The 23,160-nt window shown below is 63.7% G+C and carries 15 protein-coding genes; 5 read left to right on the top strand and 10 right to left on the bottom strand.

All coding sequences use genetic code 11. The features are described from left to right. Complete coding sequence (locus H0I86_RS04305) at positions 1-1,164, top strand: type III PLP-dependent enzyme (protein WP_007923836.1); 1,164 nt, start codon at positions 1-3, stop codon at positions 1,162-1,164. A gap of 185 nt (positions 1,165-1,349) precedes the next feature. Here H0I86_RS04305 and H0I86_RS04300 read toward each other — a convergent pair whose 3' ends face one another. Beyond that, the gene (locus H0I86_RS04300) at positions 1,350-2,132 is read right to left on the bottom strand and encodes a tetratricopeptide repeat protein (RefSeq protein WP_180924162.1); all 783 of its coding nucleotides are present in this window, start codon (positions 2,130-2,132) and stop codon (positions 1,350-1,352) included. A 3-nt stretch (positions 2,133-2,135) separates the two neighbouring features. Further along, entirely contained in the window at positions 2,136-2,816 is a 681-nt protein-coding gene (locus H0I86_RS04295) for a Fe2+-dependent dioxygenase (RefSeq protein ID WP_016701680.1), read from the bottom strand. A gap of 205 nt (positions 2,817-3,021) precedes the next feature. Between H0I86_RS04295 and H0I86_RS04290 the strand changes: the two genes are divergently transcribed. After that, the gene (locus H0I86_RS04290) at positions 3,022-5,295 is read left to right on the top strand and encodes a TonB-dependent receptor (protein ID WP_180924161.1); all 2,274 of its coding nucleotides are present in this window, start codon (positions 3,022-3,024) and stop codon (positions 5,293-5,295) included. A gap of 249 nt (positions 5,296-5,544) precedes the next feature. Then, the gene (locus H0I86_RS04285; protein ID WP_180924160.1) at positions 5,545-8,073 is read left to right on the top strand and encodes a PepSY domain-containing protein; all 2,529 of its coding nucleotides are present in this window, start codon (positions 5,545-5,547) and stop codon (positions 8,071-8,073) included. Positions 8,074-8,125: 52 nt separating this feature from the next. On the opposite strand, the gene H0I86_RS04280 is transcribed toward H0I86_RS04285, so the two are convergent. From H0I86_RS04280 to ptsP, 7 genes are all read right to left on the bottom strand, one after another. Beyond that, positions 8,126-9,667, bottom strand: a complete 1,542-nt coding sequence (locus H0I86_RS04280; RefSeq protein ID WP_180924159.1) for an alkaline phosphatase D family protein — start codon at positions 9,665-9,667, stop codon at positions 8,126-8,128. Between the two features lie 315 nt (positions 9,668-9,982). Beyond that, positions 9,983-10,561, bottom strand: a complete 579-nt coding sequence (locus H0I86_RS04275; protein WP_180924158.1) for a hypothetical protein — start codon at positions 10,559-10,561, stop codon at positions 9,983-9,985. After that, positions 10,542-11,813 carry a PAAR domain-containing protein gene (locus H0I86_RS04270; protein ID WP_180924157.1) on the bottom strand — a complete coding sequence of 424 codons (1,272 nt, stop codon included), beginning with the start codon at positions 11,811-11,813 and terminating at the stop codon, positions 10,542-10,544. The genes H0I86_RS04275 and H0I86_RS04270 overlap by 20 nt, the downstream gene beginning before the upstream one ends. Positions 11,814-12,448: 635 nt before the next feature. After that, positions 12,449-12,820 (bottom strand): DUF6124 family protein, encoded by a 372-nt coding sequence (locus H0I86_RS04265; protein WP_180924156.1) that lies wholly within the window; start codon positions 12,818-12,820, stop codon positions 12,449-12,451. A gap of 1,036 nt (positions 12,821-13,856) precedes the next feature. Beyond that, positions 13,857-15,599, bottom strand: a complete 1,743-nt coding sequence (locus tag H0I86_RS04260) for a PTS fructose-like transporter subunit IIB (protein WP_180924155.1) — start codon at positions 15,597-15,599, stop codon at positions 13,857-13,859. Positions 15,600-15,610: 11 nt separating this feature from the next. Beyond that, positions 15,611-16,552 carry a 1-phosphofructokinase gene (gene pfkB, locus H0I86_RS04255; RefSeq protein ID WP_180924154.1) on the bottom strand — a complete coding sequence of 314 codons (942 nt, stop codon included), beginning with the start codon at positions 16,550-16,552 and terminating at the stop codon, positions 15,611-15,613. Then, positions 16,552-19,413, bottom strand: a complete 2,862-nt coding sequence (gene ptsP, locus H0I86_RS04250) for a phosphoenolpyruvate--protein phosphotransferase (protein WP_180924153.1) — start codon at positions 19,411-19,413, stop codon at positions 16,552-16,554. The genes pfkB and ptsP overlap by 1 nt, the downstream gene beginning before the upstream one ends. 297 nt (positions 19,414-19,710) lie before the next feature. On the opposite strand from ptsP, the gene cra reads away from it, so the two are divergent. Both cra and H0I86_RS04240 read left to right on the top strand, forming a co-directional pair. Beyond that, positions 19,711-20,706 carry a catabolite repressor/activator gene (gene cra / locus H0I86_RS04245; RefSeq protein ID WP_180924152.1) on the top strand — a complete coding sequence of 332 codons (996 nt, stop codon included), beginning with the start codon at positions 19,711-19,713 and terminating at the stop codon, positions 20,704-20,706. Between the two features lie 2 nt (positions 20,707-20,708). After that, positions 20,709-21,497, top strand: coding sequence for a TatD family hydrolase (locus H0I86_RS04240; protein WP_180924151.1), 789 nt, complete (start codon positions 20,709-20,711; stop codon positions 21,495-21,497). 1 nt (position 21,498) lies between these two features. On the opposite strand, the gene H0I86_RS32435 is transcribed toward H0I86_RS04240, so the two are convergent. Continuing rightward, complete coding sequence (locus H0I86_RS32435; RefSeq protein WP_373369421.1) at positions 21,499-22,203, bottom strand: methyl-accepting chemotaxis protein; 705 nt, start codon at positions 22,201-22,203, stop codon at positions 21,499-21,501. Between the last annotated feature and the right edge of the window lie 957 nt (positions 22,204-23,160).

Here is a 23,160-nt window from a genome sequence, read left to right as displayed (position 1 = left end):
ATGTCGATTCAGGTCGAAGACTATTTCGCGCGCGAAACCTTTCAGAAAATGAAGGCGTTCGCCGACAAGCAAGAAACCCCGTTCGTGGTCATCGACACCCAGATGATCGCCCAGGCCTACGATGACCTGCGCGCCGGTTTCGAGTTCGCCAAGGTCTACTACGCGGTAAAAGCCAACCCGGCCGTCGAAATCATCGACCTGCTGCGGGAAAAAGGTTCGAACTTCGACATCGCCTCGATCTACGAGCTGGACAAGGTGCTGGGCCGCGGCGTCAGCCCGGACCAGATCAGCTACGGCAACACCATCAAGAAATCCAAGGACATCCGCTACTTCTACGAGAAGGGCGTGCGTCTGTATGCCACCGACTCCGAAGCCGACCTGCGCAACATCGCCAAGGCCGCGCCGGGCTCGAAAGTCTATGTGCGGATTCTCACCGAAGGCTCGACCACCGCGGACTGGCCACTGTCGCGCAAGTTCGGCTGCCAGACCGACATGGCCATGGACCTGCTGATCCTCGCCCGCGACCTGGGCCTGGTGCCTTACGGCGTGTCGTTCCACGTGGGTTCGCAACAGCGCGACATCAGCGTCTGGGACGCAGCGATCGCCAAGGTCAAGGTGATCTTCGAACGCCTGAAGGAAGAAGACGGCATCCACCTCAAGCTGATCAACATGGGTGGCGGCTTCCCGGCCAACTACATCACCCGCACCAACAGCCTGGAAACCTACGCCGAGGAAATCATCCGCTTCCTCAAGGAAGACTTCGGCGACGAGCTGCCGGAAATCATCCTCGAGCCAGGCCGTTCGCTGATCGCCAACGCCGGCATCCTGGTCAGCGAAGTGGTGCTGGTGGCGCGTAAGTCCCGTACCGCGGTGGAGCGCTGGATCTATACCGACGTGGGCAAGTTCTCCGGCCTGATCGAAACCATGGACGAAGCCATCAAGTTCCCGATCTGGACCGAGAAGAAAGGCGAGACGGAAGAAGTGGTGATCGCCGGTCCGACCTGCGACAGCGCCGACATCATGTACGAGAACTACAAGTACGGCCTGCCGCTGAACCTGGCCATCGGCGACCGCCTGTACTGGCTGTCCACCGGTGCCTACACCACCAGCTACAGCGCTGTGGAATTCAACGGCTTCCCGCCACTGAAATCCTTCTACGTGTAAGCGCCACGCCGCAACGAAAAAGCCCATGACCAGTCATGGGCTTTTTTATGCCTGCGAAATGGCGGTGGCTTGCGCCTATGTAGCGGACGCGTTGCCTCTGTAGGAGCGAAGCTTGCTCGCGATAGGCCGAAGGCCGGTGGCGGCCTTGATACCGTCATCGCGGGCAAGCCTCGCTCCTACAGAAACTACAGCTGGGCTAACGCCTCGCGGTCGGTTTCGTCACCCAGCTCTGCCGCACGCTGGTGATACGCCAGGGCCAGGCCGCGGATCTGCGGATGGGCCGCCTGCAACAAGGCGCCGCGGGCGACCCGCAGGAAGTTCAGGTTGCCGCCTTCCAGGGCCTTGCCCAGCCAGACCAGCGCTTCGTCGATACGCCCGGCATCGGCCAGCACTGCGGCGTGGCTGAACTGCCCACGGAAATCCCCGCCTTCGGCGGAACGGCGATACCAGTCGCAGGCCGCCGCGACATCCCTGGGGCAGTGACGCCCCTCCTCCAGATAACGACCCAGCAGGTTCATGGATTTGGCGTGGCCCATGGCGGCCGCGCGCTGGTAGCAGTTCAAGGCCAGGGCATGGTTTTCAGCAACGCCGCGACCGGTGGCCAGCAGGTTGGCGTAGTTGTACAGCGCCCAGTCCAGCCCGGCTTCGGCCGCCTGGCGATAATGCCCGGCAGCCGCCCTGACATCGGCCTCGCAGCCCCAGCCGTGCTCGCAGCAGCGCCCCAGCATGTTGCGCGCCATCAGGTGCCCGCCCTTGGCGGCGATCGTGAACCAGCGCAGCGCCAGCGCCTGGTCGCGCTCGATGCCCAGGCCGTCGAGCAGGATCTGCCCGAGCAGTGCCTGGGCATCCAGCATGCCCTCCCCGGCCGCCAGCAGGATCGCCTGGGCGGCCCGGGCCGGGCTCTGTTGGAGCATGGCGCGCAGCTGCTCGCCGTCGAGGACTTCCTCGCGGCGTAACTGGAAACTCACGGTTTACACCTCGACCCAGCGGCGCAACAGGTTGTGGTAGGTGCCGGTCAGGCGGATCAGCGACGGATGATCCGGCATGTCGCGGGTCAGTTGCTGGATCGCCTCGTCCATCTCGAACAGCAGGGCGCGCTGGCTGTCTTCGCGCACCAGGCTCTGGGTCCAGAAGAACGACGCATAGCGGGTGCCGCGGGTGACCGCATTGACCTTGTGCAGGCTGGTGCCCGGGTACAGCACCATGTCGCCGGCCGGCAGCTTCACCCGCTGGGTGCCGAAGGTGTCCTGGATTTCCAGCTCGCCGCCGTCGTAGTCCTCCGGATCGCTGAAAAACAGGGTCGACGACAGGTCGGTACGAACCCGCTCGACGCTGCCCTTGGGCTGACGCACGGCGTTGTCGATATGGAAGTCGAAACTGCCACCGGCGGTGTAGCAGTTGAGCAGCGGCGGGAAGACCTTGTGCGGCAGCGCTGCCGACATGAAGCGCGGGTGCTGCCACAGGCGCTCGAGCATCGCCGCGCCGATCTCCTGGGCCAGCGGGTGGCCTTCGGGCAGTTGCAGGTTGTGCTTGGCCTTGGCCGACTGATAACCCGCGGTGATCTTGCCGTCGGCCCAGTCCGCCTGCTCCAGGGCCTCACGGATACGCAGCACTTCTTCACGGGAGAACAGGCCGGGAATATGCAGGAGCATGAGGCAATACCTGAAAGCAAAGGGACACAAATGATATTGATTCTTATTGCAAATGTAAAATTCGCAGACGAATGAAAACGTAAAAACCGTAAAGCGAAATTGTAAAGAATGTAAATTCCGTGCGAATAGCAATATTTCGCAATTGATACGAATACTTGTTCGCCTTATATTCCGCCGCCTCAAATCCTTGGGGAGGGGAATCACCATGTCGCGCCAACAACCACCATCACCGCTCGGTTCACCACGCCTGCTGGCGTCTGCAATTGGCGTGGCGATCACCGCCGGCTCCGCAGCCCATATGGCTTTTGCCGCGGAAAACACCGAGAAGAAAGCCGCCGGCAATGCCATTTCCCTGGATGCCACCAGCATCACCGGCGAAGCCCAGGACCAGACGTCCTACCAGGTCGAAAAGGCCTCGTCGCAGAAGTACACCGCGCCGCTGGTCAACACCCCGCGCTCGGTCACCGTGGTGCCTCAACAAGTTCTCAAGGACACCGCCGCCACCTCGCTGCAAGATGCGCTGCGCACCGTGCCGGGCATTACCTTCGGCGCCGGCGAAGGCGGCAACCCGCAAGGCGACCGTCCGTTCATCCGCGGCTTCGACGCCCAGGGCGACACTTACCTCGATGGCGTGCGCGACACCGGCGGCCAGAGCCGCGAGATCTTCGACATCGAATCGATCGAAGTCAGCAAGGGCCCCAACTCCTCCTTCGGCGGTCGCGGCTCGGCCGGCGGCAGCCTCAATCTGGTGAGCAAGACGCCCAAGCAGCAAGACTTCCTCAACGGTGGCTTCACCTATGGCTCCGACCAGACCCGCCGTTATGTGCTGGACGTGAACCGCCAGTTCCTCGACAGCGCCGCCTTCCGCCTGAACCTGATGAGCCACGAGCAGAACGTGGCCGGTCGCGACGCCGTCAACTACGACCGCTGGGGCGTGGCACCGTCCCTGACCTTCGGCCTGGGCACCCCGACCCGCGTCAACTTCAGCTACTACCACATGGAAAGCGACGATCTGCCGGATTCGGGCATTCCCTATGGCTACAGCTCGGCCAGCGCCACCGCCCACAAGCACGACAAACCGACCGACGGCGGCGACAGCGACAACTTCTATGGCTTGAAGGACCGTGACTTCCGCAAGACCCGCGCGGACATCAGCACCATCTCCATCGAGCACGACCTGAACGACAACATGACGCTGAAAAACACCCTGCGTCATGGCAACACCGGCCAGGACTACATCCTCACCCAGCCGGACGACAGCAAGTTCAACGTCAACAAGTACGGCACCGTGTGGCGTCGCGCCAACTCGCGGGTGTCCACCACCGAAACCACCACCAACCAGACCGATCTGTTCGGCGAGTTCCAGGCCCTGGGCTTCAAGCACAACTACTCCACCGGCCTTGAGTTCACTGGCGAAGAGACTCGCGTCAGCAGCTACAACATCGCCGGCAACACCGCCAAGGTCTGTAACCCGGGCAGCATCCCGAGCTGCACCTCGCTGAGCAACCCGAACCCGGACGATGCCTGGACCGGCGCCATCAGCCGCAACTACAACGGCACCAACACCAAAGCCACCAGCCGCGCGGCCTATGTGTTCGACACCATCGAGCTCGATCCGCAATGGTTGCTGAACGTCGGCCTGCGCTACGACACCTTCGACACCGAGGCCAATACCAACGCCGCCACCGGGCGCACCAAGATCAAGGACGACAGCCAGTTCTGGAACTGGCAGGCCGGCCTGGTGTGGAAACCGAAGGACAACGGCAGCGTCTACGCCTCCTACGCCACATCGGCCACACCACCGGGCGGCCTGGTCGGCGAGGGTGCGGACGGCAATCCGCTGTCCGCCGGCGCCAGCGTCAGCGACCTGCAACCGGAAGAAACCGTCAACTACGAGCTGGGCACCAAGTGGGATGTGTTCAACGACCGCCTGTCCCTGACCGCCGCGGTGTTCCGTACCGAGAAGAAAAACACCCGCATCCTGGTGGACGCCCTGACCTACCAGAACACCGGTGAATCCCGCGTCGACGGCCTGGAGCTGTCGGCCAGCGGCAAGATCACCGACAAGTGGCAAGTCTTCGCCGGCTACAGCTACCTGAAAAGCGAGCTGGTGGACGCCGGCCTCAACGGTCGTAATGGGGTCGTCAGCGCCGGTTCGAACAAAGGCAATGAAATGCCGAACACGCCGAAAAACAGCTTCAGCCTGTGGACCACCTATGAAGTGCTGCCGAAGCTGACCGTGGGCGGCGGTGCGTTCTATGTCGACGAGGTGTATGGCGATGCCGGCAATACCGTGTATGTGCCGTCCTACACCCGCTACGACGCCATGGCCAGCTACAAGCTGAGCAAGAACGTCGACTTGCAGCTGAACGTGCAGAACCTGACCGACAAGACCTACTACGACAAAGCCTACTCGGCGCACTTCGCCAACCAGGCAGCCGGCCGTACCGCCTTGTTCACCACCAACTTCCACTTCTGACGGGCTTCACCTGTAGCCGCTGCCGCAGGCTGCGATAAGGCAGCAGGCCTTCAGCGATCTCAAGATCCCGCGCCCGCGTTGTCGGAATGCCGCCCAGATCGATCGCAGCCTTCGGCAGCGGCTACAGCCCACGCAAGCCCCATCCACTTCGGTGAATGGGGCTTTTGTGCGTAAGAAAGAATGTTTCTCGACAACTCACGGCATAATGCGCGCCGTGGCACAGACTTAAGAACCAACGAGGCGGTCGATGTGTTGAAGAAAACCCTGTTCCAGTTGCACTGGTTTTTCGGCATCAGCGCCGGCCTGGTCCTGGCCTTGATGGGCATTACCGGAGCGACCGTGTCGTTCCAGGATGAAATCCTGCGTGCCCTCAACCCCTCCACACTGCAGGTGGAAAAGCAGCCGGCCGGCGTCCTGCCACCCGCCGAGCTGGTGGAAAAGATCCAGGCCGCCTCGGGCAAGACCGTGTCGATGCTCACCGTGGAAGCCGACAGCGGCAACGCCGCCCGCGTCTGGTTCACCCCGCCACCGGGCCAGCGCCGCGGCGAGATGCGCTATTTCGACCCCTACACCGGCGACTTCATGGGCGCCGCCCTGGGCCAGGACTTCTTCGGCCTGATGCTGCAACTGCACCGTTTCCTGGCCATGGGCGACAGCGGCCGGCAGATCACCGGCGCCTGCACCCTGATCCTGATCTTCTTCTGCCTGTCCGGCCTCTACCTGCGCTGGCCGCGCCAGGTGGCGAGCTGGCGTGCCTGGCTGACCCTGGATTGGGCGAAAAAAGGCCGTGGCTTCAACTGGGACCTGCACGCCGTGGCCGGGACCTGGTGCCTGCTGTTCTATCTACTGGCGGCGCTGACTGGCTTGTCCTGGTCCTACGAGTGGTACAACAAGGGCCTGAACAAACTGCTGGCCGACTCGCCACAGGGCCAGCGCATGAAAGGCGGCCGTGGCGCGCCGCCCCAGGGCCCGGCGCCGACCGCCGACTACAACGCCATGTGGCTGGGCATCTACAGCACCGCCGGCAAGGACCTGAGCTCCTACAACATCCGCATGCCCGCGGTGGCCGGCAAGCCGGCGACCGTGTTCTATCTGCTCAAGCACTCGCCCCACGACCGGGCGCTGAACCAGATCACTATCGACCCGAACAGCGGCGTGGTCAGCCGCCACGACCGCTACAGCGACAAGAGCCTCAAGGCGCAGTTGCTGACCAGCATCTATGCCCTGCACGTGGGCAGCTACTTCGGCATTGTCGGGCGCATCCTGGTGACTATCGCTTCGCTGACCATGCCGCTGTTCTTTATCACCGGCTGGCTGCTGTACCTGGATCGCCGGCGCAAAAAGCGCCAGATCAAGGACGCGCGCCAGGGCCTGAGCGCCGACACCGGCGACGCCTCGGCCTGGTTGATCGGCTTCGCCAGCCAAAGCGGTTTCGCCGAACAACTCGCCTGGCAGGCCGCCGGGCAATTGCAGGCCGCGGGCGTGCCGGCCAGGGTCCAGCCGCTGGCCAGCGTCAGCGAGCAAGACCTGCTGAATACCCAGAACGCATTGTTCGTGGTCAGCACCTTCGGCGACGGCGAAGCACCGGACAGCGCCCGGGGCTTCGAGCGCAAGGTGCTGAGCCGCGCCTTGTCCCTGGACAACCTCAAGTACGCCGTACTGGGCCTGGGCGACCGGCAATACCCGCACTTCTGCGGCTTTGCCAAGCGCCTGCACGGCTGGCTGGCCGAGCATGGCGGCAACACCCTGTTCGCTCCGGTGGAAGTCGACAGCGGCGACAGCTACGCCCTGCGCCACTGGCAGCAGCAACTGGGCCAGTTGATCGGCCAGGCGCCGGTGGACCTGTGGCAGGCGCCCGCCTACGACAACTGGATCCTGAACCAACGCCTGCTGCTCAACCCCGACAGCAGCGGTTCCGGCGTCTACCTGCTGGGCTTGACCCCACCGCAACCGAGCAGTTGGCTGGCCGGCGACCTGGTGCAAGTGCTACCGCGCAACTGCGCGTGGGCCATCGAGTTCTTCCTCGACGGCCTGGGCCTGGACGGCAGCGCCACGGTGCAGCTCGACGGCCTGACGGAAACCCTGACCCAGGCCCTGGCCAGCCGCCAGCTCCCGGAAAACCGTGCCCATCTGGTAGGTCTGCACGCCCAGGCGCTGGTGGATGCCCTGGTGCCGCTGGCGATGCGCGAATACTCCATCGCCTCGCTGGCCAGCGACGGCCAGCTGGAACTGCTGGTGCGCCAGGAACGCCACCCCGACGGCAGCCTGGGCATCGGTTCCGGCTGGCTCACCGAGCATGCGCCGGTCGGCTCCAGCATCAGCCTGCGGGTGCGGCGCAACAGCGGCTTCCATCTGCCGGCCGAGCCTTGCCCGCTGATCCTGCTGGGCAACGGCACGGGCCTGGCCGGCTTGCGCAGCCTGCTCAAGGCGCGCATCGCCGAGGGCCAGCAAGACAACTGGCTGATCTTCGGCGAACGCAACGCCGAGCATGACTTCTACTGCAAGGACGAGCTGCAGGAATGGCTGACCGCCGGCGACCTGCGCCGCCTGGACCTGGCCTTCTCCCGCGATCAGGCCGAGAAGATCTACGTCCAGGATCGCCTGCGCCAACAGGCCGAACGCCTCAAGCAATGGCTGGCCGACGGCGCCTCGATCTACATCTGCGGCAGCCTGCAAGGCATGGCGTCGGGGGTGGATCAGGTGCTCAATGAAATACTGGGCGCCGAGGTCGTCGAACGCCTGATCGAGCAAGGCCGCTATCGCCGCGACGTCTATTGATCTGTAGGAGCGAGGCTTGCCCGCGTTGTGCCCATCGCGGGCGGCCTCGCTCCTACACCGGCTGCAACTTGCGCTCGAACACCGCCACCCCGTCCAGGTCACGCAGGATCACCTTCAACTCCCCGCTCTGCCCTTCGATCTGCACTTCGCCGAAGAACTGGAACCCAGCGAACGGCGAGGTGTTCTGCGCCGGCGGCGCCTTCTGGAACACCACCTCCGGGCCGAAGGTCTTGTCCAGTGCATTGGGCCCGAAACTGCCGGCATTCAAAGGCCCGGCGACGAATTCCCAGAACGGCTCGAAGTCCTGGAACGCCGCGCGGTCCGGGTGATAGTGGTGCGCCGCGCAGTAATGCACGTCCGCCGTCAGCCACACATGGTTGCGCACCTTGTGCTTGCGCAGGAACGCCAGCAGCTCGGCGATCTCCAGCTCACGGCCCTGGGCCGGGCCCGGGTCGCCATTGGCGATCGCCTCCCAGCGCGGCACGCCGGGGCTGGCCTCACCGTCCGGCACACCGAGGCCGATGGGCATGTCGGCCGCCACCACCTTCCACTGCGCCTTGGAGTGCTTGAGCCCCTGCTTGAGCCAGTCCAGCTGCTCGCGGCCGAGGAACGGCTTGGCCGCGCCAAGGTTGTCGTCGTTGCCGCCGCGATAGCTGCGCATGTCCAGCACGAACACATCCAGCAGCGGCCCATAGCTCAGCTTGCGATAGATGCGCCCGCCCTGGTCGGCGCTCTGCAAGCGCATCGGCGCGTATTCCAGCCAGGCTTGCCGCGCACGGCCCACCAGGGTGTGGATATCTTTGGTGGTGTAACGCTCATCCAGCACCTTGCTCGGTGACCAGTTGTTGACCACCTCATGGTCGTCCCACTGCCAGATCTGCGGCACCTCGGCGTTGAAGCGCCGCACGTTCTCATCCAGAAGGTTGTAGCGGTAGTTGCCGCGGTATTCGTCGAGGGTCTCGGCGACCTTGCTCTTGGCCTCGGTGGTGATATTGCGCCACACCCGGCCGTTCTCGGTGGTCAGCTGCGCCGGCACCGGGCCGTCGGCGTAAATGGTGTCGCCGCTGTGGATAAAAAAGTCCGGCAGGCGCCGGCGCATGGCCTCGTAGATGCGCATGCCGCCGATGTCCGGGTTGATGCCGAAGCCCTGGCCGACGGTGTCGCCGCTCCACACAAAACGGATATCGCGGCGGGTCTGCGGCACGCTGCGCAAATGGCCGAACCAGGGTTTGCTGCGCACGCCGGTCTGGGCGTCCTCGAAATACACCCGATAAAAAATCGCCTGGTCGGTGGGCAGCCCGCCCAGTTCGACCCGCGCGGTAAAGTCGGTGCGGGCATCGACCAGGGGTGAGACAAACTTGCGCGGGTTGCTGAACAGGCTGCGGGTATCCCACTCCACCACCATCCGCGCCGGCCGGTCGGTACGGCTCCAGACCATCGCCCGATCGCCGAGCAGATCCCCGGACTGCACGCCATCGACCATCTTCGGCCGGTCCTTGCCCGAGGCAATCACCGCCGGCGCCAACCCCGGCAGCAACAGCCCCGCCCCCGCCACCTGAATCACCCGCCGCCGACCGAGGTTGAAATCGCTCATGGTTGCTCCCTGACCCAATGTCAAAAGCAAACCTTAGTTAATGGCGATGAAGGGGATGTGACAAGGGACGGGGCTGGCAAATGTCATGGCTGCAAAAACGGGACGCGGTGTTATTCCCGGCACTGACGGATGCTGGGGGGATAAGCGTTGGGGCTGCCTGTACGGCAGTGAACGCCTGTTCCGCGAGTGCAGACATTCGTTCAGGCTCGATCATCTGTGGCGAGCTGCTCGTAATCGAATGCTACCTGCCCGCCGCAGCTGTCAGCGTGTGCTCATTCAGGGTGATTCAAGGACGGAAAGGATCAGACTCGCCATTTACTGTGGAGCAAGACAGCTCTTGGCTGCGGCCTGGAGTGCCCTGCCGTAATCCATGTAAGTTTCTGGATCGTATGGCTCTGCAGTAATCCTGAAACTCGACTTGCCCTGGTAGTTAATTCTCTGCCTAACTTTCAATGCCCACTGCCTACCATCATGCCTGGCTAGCAGATCAAAAACGTGCGAATTGAGATCGCTGTTTTCATCCAGGCCGGAGTAGAGATAGCGTAGTTTTTTGTACCAGCCGTCAATTCCAGTTATCGCTCTAATTGCCACCTTTGCCCGCTCCCTGTCAGTCTCTTTCAGGGAGTACATGTCACTGATTGTTAGCTTCCCGGTTCCTTCAAGCTCTGCTATTGGTGCTGTTAGTGGTTCACGACTGATCAAGCGCGAATATTCACAGTCAAACACCCAGCGACCGGTCTTTACATAATCGTCGGCATAGATCACCACGCCGTTGCCAAAATCCGTCTTGAATTTGCTCGTCATCAACTTGAACCCGTAGTAACTCGCGACCAGTAGTAGCGGTGAGAAAATGGCTATTGCGATCCAGAAGGGCTTACTTCGGTAGAAACTCAAAATGGCCTCCTGGCACTCCAATGGGCGTGTCGCCTGAAATCACAGGGTTGATAGCTCCCATGGTCTGGTATGTGAAGTTCAATTCTTCAAAATTATCCTGACGCTCGTCTTTCAGCTTATTCCATTTCTCGCACCACTCCTTCCCGGGTGCCGCGTTATCACTGACATCGCACAGTTTGCCCAGCTGGCGCTCCTCGAACGCCCCCCAGGTGTTCTTGTAGTCCGAGCGCCTAACAAAGGCATGCACCTTGATCCGTAGGTGGTTGGCCAGCAACTGCGCCAGGCTCTCGTTGGTCTGCGGGAAGAACTGGATGCCATCTTCGACAGGGAAGTCCGACCGATTGCCCATACCGGTCCTACAGGCGTAGCTGTCGATCTGTGCCGAACTGGAAAACGCCGTAGGTGAAATCTTGTCGTAGCTCAGTACGCCCAGGGACATTTGGAAGTCCCCGGCGAGCTGATAGCCGAAGGCGATCCGATGCGGCACGCCGTGGCTGAACAGTGATAGGTGTTCGATGGGTGATTGCTTGCGGTCCTTGCCTTGGTTCAGGTAGTCGATCAGCTCTTGGACGTTCGTTACGGTGACAACACCAGCACCATAGGCATCAGCGGATCCGCGTGCCGCACTGAGCATTGCTTCGCTGTAGGACGGGGTGAACACTACCAGCGTCCGCGCCAAGGCAGGCTTGCTGCGTTTGAATTCGGCCAGCTCGCGCACGGCTTGGCCGATGAACATCATTTGGTTGCCCGAGCCTGTGTCGTGCTGGCTGCCGGCGACTGCGATTAGCTCGGGAGTCAACGGCTCTCTGGGGGCTGTTGAAGACGAATTGCCAGGTTGCACCAGAGCGCCCGAGAGCAAGGCGCGCTGCTCCAGTTGTGGGTCGGCCAACAGCTCAGACATCAGTTGATCATTCACTGAGCCGTCCGGGCGCACGGCACCGAGCTTGGCGAAGTCAACGATAGCCTGGATTGCTGCACCACCGAACTGGAAGCCGCCGAAGGTATCGGGGCTGCCCGAGATGATCGTTCCGCCGTGACTGGTAGGGCTGCCCAGGTGAGCCATTGGGCGCCCGTTCAAGATGATTGAGGGAAACCCCGTGGTAATAACCGCACCACAACCGCAGATGTCACCGACTCGGGCGGCACCCATGAAGTTGATGTTTATGTCACCGGAAGCGGAGGTAATCGAGGTGGTGCCATGACCTGGAAGTGGGCAGACGTGTTTGTCGCCCTGGCGAGCAGAGGGGAGCATTTATCATCCTTGCGGTAACTGATCCGTGAGGGAGGCTCTGATTCTTTGCAACTCCCCGAACCTAGCAAGTGGCGAAAGGCAAGGCTGTAAGACGATTCTGAACTTTGATGACGTGGCTGTTTTGGTAGCTCGCCTCTTACGGGTCTACAGACAAAAAAACGCCCCGACCGGGATCGAGGCGAGTTCCCACTCTACCGACCATTAACGCCAGTCGTTAAAGCGAGTTGGGCCATACCTTCAATGCGTTTATCGCAGTTGCCTATTCGGCAGTGAACCTGGCCGGACTTTCGTGCTGCGCATCGAGCCATTTCTAAGCTATCTATTCGGCGGTGAACGAGTAAGAAAGCAATCGTGAGTTAGGGGTGGTTTTCTAAGCTGCCTATCCGGCAGTGAACTAGACAAACATCCCCATAGCACCATGATTTCAAAGAGAAATCATGCTGAACACCGTATTGACCCCTCTTTCCGGCGACCTTTGTAAGTGCTTGATTTACATAGGGCCGAAACCCGCGCGGAAAAAAGGGTCAGTGTCAGGAACAGAACACCGGCTCTCAGACTAGCGCCATGGACCTGTTTTGTCTGGCCCCACCAGCCGCGAATTTCAAGAAGGGTCGCGGCCAGCGGCCAGTTGTCGATCAGAGGCGATTACCGTCGAGCAAGGCGTCCACCACTCCGCGCGCCATCTCCATGGAATGCACCAGCGACCAGATCGGGCCACGCTCGATACCGCTGGCGTGTTCGGTGATTTCATCGGAGACCTCCTCGGCGGATTTGAGCAGCATGGAAACGTGAAGCAACGCTTCTTCGGCGCTGATGCCGGGGCGGACGGTAAAGAGCGAATCGTTACCCGCAGGAGCCGCGGCGGTGGGTTTCAAGGCAGCGAGCAACGAGCCTTCCACCGAATGATTGGCCAGCGCCTGGCGGACCTGCTCATTGGCCTGGTCGTGGTCTGGGTTGCGGCGCGAGAACGACAGGGAAACGGGTGGATCGGGGACGAGTTTTTTCATGGTGCAACTCCCGAGCAATGGAGCTTTCACCCGTCGCTGCTAAACGATGGAGGGTGGCAGCTGGACGCGGGTTAGCAGACCAGGGCTCAGGAACCCGGCGCACCCGAAGGCGCCCCACGTACAGCCGCCATAACAGGCCGGCCAGAACACAATCCGACCGGGAAGACATGGCACTTTGTACGCCTGAGATTTACCGAGCTGCTAAACCCGATCACTGAAAAACCAATGACAAACCCGAGGCTAGACAGCGCCCTTCCCAGACGCAAGCGCCCCGGAGTTTCTCGGAAAAACCTTACAAAATAAAGCGAAGAGCCTCACTTTCAGACAGCGTCTTACACGACAAAACCACGTCATCCAAACGAGCTGATGCGCACGATCCCTGTAGCCGCTGCCGAAGGTCTTCAGCGATCTCAAAACCCTGCGCTCGCTTCGTAGGAATGCCGCCCAGATCGATCGCAGCCTCGCAAGCTCGGCAGCGGCTACAGGGTTAGCGCCGACCGGCAGGTCGCGCCCGGCTTTTGATCTTGATCCACCCGCCCCATCGGGAGGCCGAGTGGAGGTGTTCATCAGGGGGATGGCGCGCAGCGCCCCTCGACGCAGTCGAGGACATCGTATGGAGGTCGAAGCGAAGCCGACCGGAGTCGATGCCCCCTGATGGACGCCGGAGCGAGGGAACCTGAGCGCAGCGAAGGCCGGACGCAGGGGCAAGCGTTTTTTGGTTACTTTTTTTGGCGTTTGAAAAAAAGTGACCCGCCGTAAGGGCGGAACCGCCAGCAGGCGTGACCGCAGGAATGGATATGTACCCCGTCCAAAACAAGCAGCGAAACCACCGCCGCCATCGCGAGCAAGCTTCGCTCCTACAGAAGCCTGAAAACGTGCCCGCTATGACCGCAGAAACGGATATGTACCCCGTCCAAAAAAATGCAGCACCCGTACGGACGCCATCGCGGGCAAGCCTCGCTCCTACAGAGTCAGCGACCACCAGAAACAACGATGGCGCCACCCGGGCGCCATCGAAGTCAACACAGAACAGCCGTCAGGCCTTGACCGGCTCCAACGCCAGCTCGGCCGCCTCCGGCCGCTTCACCAGCGCATACACCACCGCCGTCAACAGACTCCCCGCCACAATCGCCAGCAAATACAACAACGCATGGTTGATCGCATTCGGAATCAACATCACGAACAACCCACCATGGGGCGCCATCAGCTTGCAGCCGAAATACATCGACAGCGCCCCGGTCAGCGCGCCGCCGGCGATGCTCGCCGGGATCACCCGCAACGGGTCCTTGGCGGCGAATGGAATCGCCCCTTCGGAGATAAAGCACAGCCCCAGCACCAGCGCCGCCTTGCCCGCTTCGCGCTCGCTCTGGGCAAACTTGCGCCGGGCGATAAAGGTGGCGATGCCCAGGCCAATCGGCGGCACCATGCCGGCGGCCATGGTCGCCGCCATCGGTGCATAACTCTGCGACGCCAGCAGCCCCACGGAGAAGGCATAGGCCGCCTTGTTGATCGGCCCGCCGAGGTCGACGCACATCATGCCGCCGAGCAACACACCCAGCAGGATGGCGTTGGTGGTGCCCATGCTGTCGAGGAAATGGGTCAGGCCGGCGAGCATCCCCGCCACCGGCTTGCCCACCACATAGATCATCACCAGGCCGGTGAACAGGCTGGCCAGCAACGGGATGATCAGGATCGGCTTCAAGGCCTCCAGGCTCTGCGGCAAGCGCGCGTATTTGCTGATGGCTTTGGCCGCATAACCGGCGATGAAACCGGCAATGATCCCGCCGATAAACCCCGCCCCCAGGGTACTGGCGAGCATGCCGCCGATCATCCCCGGCGCCAGGCCCGGCCGGTCGGCGATGGAGTAGGCGATGTAACCGGCCAGCAGCGGCACCATCAGCTTGAACGCAGTGTCGCCGCCGATCTGCATCAGGGCGGCGGCCAGGGTGCCCTCCTCCTTGAACGCGGTGATGCCGAAGACGAAGGACAGGGCGATCATCAAACCGCCCGCCACCACCATCGGCAGCATGAACGACACACCGGTCAGCAGATGCTTGTAGACCCCGGTTTTCTCCTGCTTGGCCGGTGCCGCGGCGGCGCCCGCCGCTGCCGACTCCACCTGCCCTTCGGCCAGGGCCTTGTTCAGGGTCGCCTCGGACTGCTTGAGGGCGATACCGGTGCCGCAGCGGTAGATCTTCTTGCCGGCGAAGCGCTCGGTGGGCACTTCGATATCCGCGGCCAGCAGCACCACGTCCGCCGCAGCGATGGCCTCGGCGCTCAAGGGGTTGCGCGCGCCGACCGAGCCCTGGGTTTCCACTTGCAGCTCATAACCCAGGCGCTTGGCGGTCTGCTGCAAGGCCTCGGCCGCCATGAAGGTGTGGGCCACGCCGGTCGGGCAAGCGGTGACCGCTACCAGCCGTGGCGCGCTTTTACTGGCCGGCGCCGGCTCGGCCACGGCTTCGGCCGCGACATACACCTGGGCCTCCTCGGCACCACGCCGTAGCACGCCATCGACGTCCTGCAAGGCCACTGAGGGCGAGCTCTGGAACACCCGTTTGCCGACAAACCGCGACATGTCCAAGGGCCCGGTGCTGACCACCAGCACCCATTCGGCCGCTTCGAGGGTGGCGGCCGACAACTGCCGCTCCGGGTGCTCCTCGTCATGCACTTCGACGCTGGTGCTCCAGCCTTGGCGCTGGGCCGCGGCGTCCAGCAACCGGGCGCACAGCACACTGGTGACCATGCCGTTCGGGCAGGCAGTAACAATGGCTAACTTCATGACCAACCCTCTTATTGTTCTATGAGGGGATGAACGCGCACCCCCTGTTCAAGCTGTGCCAACTGCGCGGCATCGGTGATGCCGAAACCGATCTGGGTCACGGCCATGGCGGCGATGGCCGTGGCGGTGCGCAGGGTCTGTTCGAACGCGTGGGCGCTGAGCAGACCGTGGAGCATGCCGGCCAGCAACGAGTCGCCGGCACCGACGGTGCTGGCCACGCTGACCTTGGGCGGCAGCGCCTGCAGGGCCGGCGCAGCACTGAACCAGTTCACGCCTTCGGCGCCATGGGAAATCACCACATGCTCGACGCCCTGGGCGTGCAGGCGCCTGGCGGCTTCGGCCTGGGTCGCCAGCGACAGCACCGGGCTGCCCAGGGCCTCGGCCAGTTCCTCGGTATTGGGCTTGACCAGCCAGGGCCCGGCGGCCAGGCCGGCGCGCAGGGCTTCGCCGCTGGTGTCCAGCGCCACTTTCAGCCCCAGTGCCTTGAGGCGGGCCAGCAAGGCGTGCAGCCATTGCGGGCTGACGCCGCGTGGCAGGCTGCCGGCCACCACCACCGCATCATGCCCCGGGGCGATCTGTTCCAGGCGTGCGAACAAAGCCTGTTGTGCCGCTTCGTCGACCTCCGGGCCGGGGCCGTTGAGATCGGTGATGCGCCCGTCCTGCTCGGCCAGCTTGATGTTGCTGCGGGTTTCCCCCGGCACACGGACAAAAGCGTCGACAAAACCACGGCGGGCGAACAACGTCTCGAACGCCTGGGGATTGTCTTCACCGAGGAAGCCGCTGACGGTCAGCTGATGGCCAAGGTCGGCCAGCACCTGGGCCACGTTCACGCCCTTACCGGCGGCGTGGGTGTGCATGGCTTCGCTGCGGTTGACCTGCCCCGGTTCCAGGCGCGCCAACTGGACGGTGAGGTCCAGCGCCGGGTTCAGGGTCAGGGTAAGAATCTTTGCCATTACATGGCCTCCACAAGGGCGCGCACATCGTTCGCGCTGCCGACGGCCAGGGCCTGCTCCGCAAGGGTTTGTGCCTGGGTCAGGCTGAGCTCGCGAATGCGTGCCTTGACCTCGGCGATGCTGCGTCCGGAGACGCTCAGTTCGTCCACACCCAGGCCGACCAGCACTGGCACCGCCAGCGGATCGGCCGCCAGCTCGCCGCACACGCCGACCCACTTGCCGTGGGCATGGGCCGCGCGCACGGTGATATCGATCAGTTGCAGCACCGCCGGGTGCAGGCCATCGGCCTGGGCCGACAGGGTCGGGTGACCACGGTCGATGGCCAGGGTGTATTGGGTCAGGTCGTTGGTGCCGACGCTGAAGAAGTCCACTTCCTTGGCCAGCACCGGCGCCAGCAAGGCGGCGGACGGCACTTCGATCATGATCCCCAGTTGCAGGTCGGCTACCGGGATTTCCTGGCGCAGGCGCTCGGTCATCTCGCGGGCGGCGCGCCATTCATCGACGCTGCCGACCATGGGGAACATGATCCGCAGCGGGCGGTTGTCCGCCGAGCGCAGCAAGGCGCGCAGCTGGGCTTCCATGATCTGCGGGCGTTGCAGGGTCAGGCGGATGCCGCGCACGCCGAGGAAGGGGTTTTCTTCCTTGGCGATCGGCCAGTACGGCAGCGGTTTGTCGCCGCCGACATCCAGGGTGCGCACCACCAGCGGCCGCCCGGCCAGGCCATCGAGCACGCGGCGGTATTCGGCTTCCTGGGTGGCTTCGTCCGGCGCTTGCGGATGGGCCATGAAAATCAGTTCGGTGCGCAGCAGGCCGATGCCTTCGGCGCCGTTTTCCACGGCACTGGCCACTCCGGCGCTTTCACCGATATTGGCGAAGACTTCGACGTGATGGCCATCAGTGGTATGCGCCAGTTGATGACGTTGCTCGGCGGCGGCCTTGAGCCGTTGTTCGCGGGTGTCGCGCTCTTCGGTGGCCCGTTGCAGGGTGCTGGCATCGGCATCCACATGCAGGCGACCGCGCTGGCCATCGAGCAGCAGCGGCGTGCCCGGCTTGAGCAGCAACACGCCGGCACCGGCACCGACCAGCGCCGGAATCCCCAGGGCGCGGGCGACGATCGCGCTGTGGGCGGTGGCGCCGCCACGGGCGGTGAGAATACCGGCGACCCGCGCCGGATCGAGGCGCGCCACGTCCGACGGGCCGACTTCATCCATCACCAGGATGTAGGCTTCATCCGGTTCCACCGGGGTCTGCACCCCGCACAGCTGGGCCAGCACCCGCCGGCCGATGTCCCGCAGGTCGGCGGCGCGTTCGGCCAGCAGCGCGTCGTGCAGGGCTTCCTGTTGCCGGGCGGCGGCTTCGATCACGGTCATCCAGGCCGCCTCGGCGCTTTCGCCCTGCTTGAGGCGGGTGTCGACTTCGTCGGTCAGTTCCGGGTCGTCGAGCATTTCCTGGTGGGTCACGAAGATCTCGCGAATGGCCTTGGCCTTGCTGCGCTGGATCAGGCCGTCGATGTCATGCCGGACCTCGGCCAGGGCTCCTTGCAGGCGCTCACGCTCGATGGCGGTGGATTCGCCGCGCAGCGGGTAGTCGAACGGCTGGATCACCTGGATATGCGCCGGGCCTATGGCGATGCCGGGGGCCGCCGGGATGGCCTGGACCAGGCTGCCGGAAGCCGGCGCGCTGATGGGCACCTCAACTTCTTCCGGCACTTCCTGGGGCGCGCTGGCCTCCGGAACCGGCTCGACTTCTTCCCCCAGCCCTTCGGCGATGGCCGCCAGCAAGGCTGGCAGGGCGTCGGCGGCGATATTCGGTTCGGCGATCAGCTCCAGGGTCTGGCCACGGCGGGCGCCGAGGCTCAGCAGCTTGCTCAGGCTCTTCACCGAGACGGCGGAGCCCGGTGTATCGACGATGCGTATGCGAACCTCGCCCTCGAAGCTTTTCGCCAGCTGCGCGAGGATCTTCGCCGGGCGCGCATGCAAACCGTGGGCGTTGGCCAGGACGATGCGCGCGCTCGGCCAGTCGGCCGGCAGTTCGCCGCCCAGCACTTCCAGCACCGCGCGGCTGCTGGTGGCCCGGCCCAGCTCATGGCCGCGGCCTTCGATCAGCAACGCACACAGGCGCTCGAGCAGGGCCTGATGGGCCTCGCCCAGGCTGGCCAGGCAGAACAGCCCGGCCAATGGCTGGCCCAAGTAGCGAATCGGTTTGTCCGGGGTGACGAAGGCCAGGCCCGGGCGCTTGACGGTCTGCTCGCTGTGCAGCCACCACAGGCCATCGCCCAGGGGCAGCGCTTCGACTTGTTGCAACACGGCGGCAAAACCGTTGCTGACGCAGTCGGCCTGGCGCAGCAGGCGGGCGCCGCGCCACACCAGCTCTTCGAAGTCTTCGGCGGCCACGCCCAGGCCGATCATCTGCGCATCCAGCGCCAGTTCCTGCGGCGCGCCTTGCAGCAGTTTCAGCAGGGCTTCCGGCGAGCTGGCACGGCGCAGGGCCTGGCCCAGGTCGGTCTCGCCGAGGGCGCGGGTCAAGAGTTGCAGCAGGCGCAGGTGTTCGTCGGATTTGGCGGCGATGCCGATCGCCAGGTAGACGATCTGGCCATCGCCCCAGTCCACGCCCTCGGGAAATTGCAGCAGGCGCACGCCAGTGGCGAATACCTGGTCGCGGGTTTCCGGAGTGCCGTGGGGGATGGCAATACCTTGACCGAGAAAGGTCGAGCCCTGGGCTTCGCGGGCCTGCAGGCCAGCCAGGTAACCTTCGGCGACCAGGCCGTCGGCCACCAGTTTGTCGGCGAGCAGGTGCAACGCAGCGGACTTATCCACAGCCGACTGGCCCATGGATATCTGCTCAATAGTGAGCTCGAGCATGCTTTCTCCTATTTAGCGCCGGGGCGCTAGGTATTGTTTTGAGTGAATCAGTCAGGCGGCTTTAATGCCACAAACGGGACCGCCGGCTTGGCAAGGCCCTGTTCCCGTCTGCCCATATCCCCTAGAAAATACGCGTGCTGAAACGTTTAATCTAGAATATTGGGCACGTTACTCGATAATCTTCCATCCTTGAAGCCCTACCTGTCGGCTGCACGTTCCGACATTGGTCGCCTGCCTATATCGGTTAGGATTGGTGAAAATGTCGGGGCAAGCTCCAGAAAACAAGGAAAACCCGGGTTGAAACTCAGTGATATCGCCAGACTGGCCGGTGTGTCCGTCACCACCGCCAGCTACGTCATCAACGGCAAGGCCGAACAGCAACGTATCAGCAACGCGACCGTCGAACGGGTCCGGGCGGTGGTCGAGGAACATGGCTTCACGCCCAACCCTCAGGCCGCCGGGCTGCGCAGCCGGCGGACCCGGACCCTGGGCTTCATCCTGCCGGACCTGGAAAACCCCAGTTACGCGCGCATCGCCAAGCTGCTCGAGCAAGGCGCCCGCGCCCGTGGTTACCAACTGCTGATCGCCAGCTCCGACGATGCCCCGGACAGCGAGCGGCAGCTGCTGCAACTGTTCCGCGCGCGCCGCTGCGACGCGCTGTTCGTCGCCAGCTGCCTGCCGCCCGAGGATGACACCTATCGCCTGTTGCAGGCCCAGGGCCTGCCGATCATCGCCATCGACCGGGTGATGGAGCCGGAGTTTTTCTGCTCGGTGATCAGCGACGATCAACAAGCCAGCCTGCACCTGACCCGCAGCCTGTTGCAGCCCCAGCCGCGGCAGATCGCTCTGATCGGCGCCCGTCCGGAGCTGGGCATCAGCCGCGAACGCGCCGCCGGCTTCAAGCAGGCGCTGGAAGGTTTCGACGGCCAGGTGCTGATCGAACAGGGCGAAGCCTTCAGCCGCGACTGCGGTCGCCAACTGATGGAAGCGTTGCTGGAGCGTCTGGGCCACCTGCCGGATGCCCTGGTAACCACCTCCTATGTGTTGCTGCAAGGGGTGTTCGACGCGCTGCACGACTTCCCGCTCAAGTCGCGGCCGCTGCGCCTGGGCACCTTCGGTGATACCCAGTTGCTGGACTTCCTGCCGCTGCCGGTGAATGCCATGGCCCAGCAGCACCAGCTGATTGCCGACAAGGCCCTGCAACTGGCCCTGGCCGCCATCGAAGAAGCCCATTACCAACCCGGCGTGAACGCCATCGCCCGAACCTTCAAGCAGCGCATTCACGAGGCTTGACCGTGGAGCTGATCGACAGCCACACCCATCTGGATTTTCCGGATTTCGACGCGGATCGTCAGGCGCTGCTGGCTGCCAGCCGCGCCCTCGGCGTGCGGCGGATGGTGGTGCTGGGGGTTTATCAGCGCAATTGGCAGCGACTCTGGGAGCTGGTGCAGAGCGATGCCGACCTGCATGCCGCCTTCGGCCTGCACCCGGTCTATCTCGACGAGCACAGCCCGGCCGACCTGATTGAGCTGGGCGACTGGCTGACCCGCCTGGCGGGCCATCCGCAGTTGTGCGCGGTGGGTGAGATCGGCCTGGATTATTTTCTCGAACAGCTGGATCGCCAGCGCCAGCAGCAACTGTTCGAAGCGCAACTGCAACTGGCCGCGGACTTCCAACTGCCGGCCCTGCTCCACGTACGGCGCAGCCATGCCGCGGTAATTGCCACCCTCAAGCGCTTCAAGCTCAAGCGCGCCGGTATCATCCACGCCTTCGCCGGCAGCCGCGAAGAAGCCCGCGAATACATCAAGCTGGGGTTCAAACTGGGCTTGGGTGGCGCCGCGACCTGGCCGCAGGCGCTGCGCCTGCGCAAGGTCATCGCCGACTTGCCACTGGACGCGGTGGTGCTGGAAACCGATTCGCCGGACATGGCGCCCGCCATGTACCCGGGCCAGCGCAACAGCCCGCAACACCTGCCGGAGATCTGCACAGCCCTGGCCGAGATCATGGCCATCAGCCCCGAACAGCTGGCGGCGGCCAGTACCGCCAACGCCTGCGCGCTGTTCGGCTGGCCCCACAGCGCCTGAATCAGACCCGGAACGCGCTGATCAGTTGCTTCAACTGCACCACCTGCGCGGACAGCTGGCGGCTGGCGTTTTCGGTCTGGTAGGCGCCTTCGGCGGTGCGCTCGCCAGCGCGGTTGATCTCGACGATGTTCTGATCGATGTCGTGGGCCACCGCGGTCTGCTGCTCCACCGCCGCGGCGATCTGCTGGTTCTGGTCGACGATCATGCCCACCGCGCCGAGGATATTCTCCAGCGCCTGCTGGACCTTTTCCGACTGCCCGACCGTGCCATTGGCCATCTCATGGCTGATGCCCATGGCCTTGACCGCCGCCCCCACGCCGCCGTGGAGCTTGACGATCATCTGCTCGATTTCCTCGGTCGATTGCTGGGTGCGCTTGGCCAGAGTCCGCACTTCGTCGGCCACCACCGCGAAACCCCGCCCCTGCTCGCCAGCGCGGGCCGCTTCGATGGCGGCGTTGAGGGCCAGCAGGTTGGTCTGTTCGGCGATGCTCTTGATCACCTCCAGCACCCGGCTGATGGCCTGGCTGTCGCTGGCCAGCTGATTGATCACCAGCACCGACTGGTCGATCTCGTTGGCCAGCTGGGCAATGCTGCCTTGCTGGGATTCCACCAGCCCGCGCCCGCTGATGGTCTCGTCGTTGACGCTGTGGGCACTGCTGACCGCGGCCGCCGCGCTACGCGCGACTTCCTGGGACGTGGCGGACATCTGGTTCATCGCCGTCGCCACCTGCTCGATCTGGCTGCGCTGCCCGGCCACCGCCTGGTTGCTCTGGGCCGACACAGCTTCCACCTGCCCGGCCTGGCGCTCGACCTCGCCGACGGTCTTGCCCACCAGCTCAATCAGGTCGTGGATCTTCGCCACGGTGCCGTTGAATACAATGCCCAACTCTCCCAGTTCGTCGCGGCTCTGGGCGTTGAAGGTGACAGTCATGTCACCGGCCGCCACCTTGTCCATCATCGCGCCCAGGCGCTTGAGGGTGGTGCGGGTCGAGACGTAGAACGCACCGTAGAGATAGAAGATCAGCAGGAACACCGCCGCCAGCGCCACCACCAGCAGCATCATCTGCGTACGGTTCTGCCCCAGCCGCTGTTGCAGCTCCTCGCCGAGAAACTTCAGGGTCGCCTCGTTGAGCTGGTAGGTCTGCGCCATCAGCCCGCTGACCTGGTCATAAAAGCCCTGCCAGGGCGCGTCCAGGGTATCGGCCATCACCACCTGCTCTTCGAACAGCTCGCTGGCTTGCTTGAGGCTGCCTTTGCTGGCGCTGGCCAGGCTATCCAGCGCGCCCTGGGCGGCCTTGCTCGAGCCCAGCGCATCCTGCAGTTTCAGGCCGTATTCGGCCTGGAGTTTCTCGATCTGCACCAGCAATTCGTCAAAGCGGGTGCTGGCGGACGAGTTGAGAAAACCCTGGCCCAGGGAATAGGCGCCCATCGCCCGGCCTTCGCCGAGAGTCTGCGTGACCTGCGGCGTGACGCTGGTCACCAGTTCACTCAATTGCCGCACATCGCTCTGGGTATCGCGGCTCAGGCCGGACTGGCTGGCGATGATCTGGCTGAAAATCTGTGCGCTGCCCAAGAGCTTGCCGATCAGCGCGCTTTTGCTTTGCAGCGAGCTTTCCGCCTGCTGCGCCTTGAAGGCGGCGATCATTTCATCGCGCTTGCCATC

The sequence above is a fragment of the Pseudomonas chlororaphis subsp. aurantiaca genome (assembly GCF_013466605.1).
Classification (GTDB): Bacteria; Pseudomonadota; Gammaproteobacteria; order Pseudomonadales; family Pseudomonadaceae; genus Aquipseudomonas; species Aquipseudomonas chlororaphis_I.
This window is presented reverse-complemented; position numbering and strand designations above follow the sequence as displayed.

Excerpts from the sequence above, each read along its gene's own strand:
- H0I86_RS04280 (WP_180924159.1), bottom strand. The coding sequence starts at position 9,667 with ATGAGCGATTTCAACCTCGGTCGGCGGCGGGTGATTCAGGTGGCGGGG.
- pfkB (WP_180924154.1), bottom strand. The coding sequence starts at position 16,552 with ATGGCAAAGATTCTTACCCTGACCCTGAACCCGGCGCTGGACCTCACC.
- H0I86_RS04270 (WP_180924157.1), bottom strand. The coding sequence starts at position 11,813 with ATGCTCCCCTCTGCTCGCCAGGGCGACAAACACGTCTGCCCACTTCCA.
- H0I86_RS04265 (WP_180924156.1), bottom strand. The coding sequence starts at position 12,820 with ATGAAAAAACTCGTCCCCGATCCACCCGTTTCCCTGTCGTTCTCGCGC.
- H0I86_RS04305 (WP_007923836.1), top strand. The coding sequence starts at position 1 with ATGTCGATTCAGGTCGAAGACTATTTCGCGCGCGAAACCTTTCAGAAA.
- H0I86_RS04260 (WP_180924155.1), bottom strand. The coding sequence starts at position 15,599 with ATGAAGTTAGCCATTGTTACTGCCTGCCCGAACGGCATGGTCACCAGT.
- H0I86_RS04295 (WP_016701680.1), bottom strand. The coding sequence starts at position 2,816 with ATGCTCCTGCATATTCCCGGCCTGTTCTCCCGTGAAGAAGTGCTGCGT.
- ptsP (WP_180924153.1), bottom strand. The coding sequence starts at position 19,413 with ATGCTCGAGCTCACTATTGAGCAGATATCCATGGGCCAGTCGGCTGTG.
- H0I86_RS04290 (WP_180924161.1), top strand. The coding sequence starts at position 3,022 with ATGTCGCGCCAACAACCACCATCACCGCTCGGTTCACCACGCCTGCTG.
- H0I86_RS32435 (WP_373369421.1), bottom strand. The coding sequence starts at position 22,203 with ATGTCCGCCACGTCCCAGGAAGTCGCGCGTAGCGCGGCGGCCGCGGTC.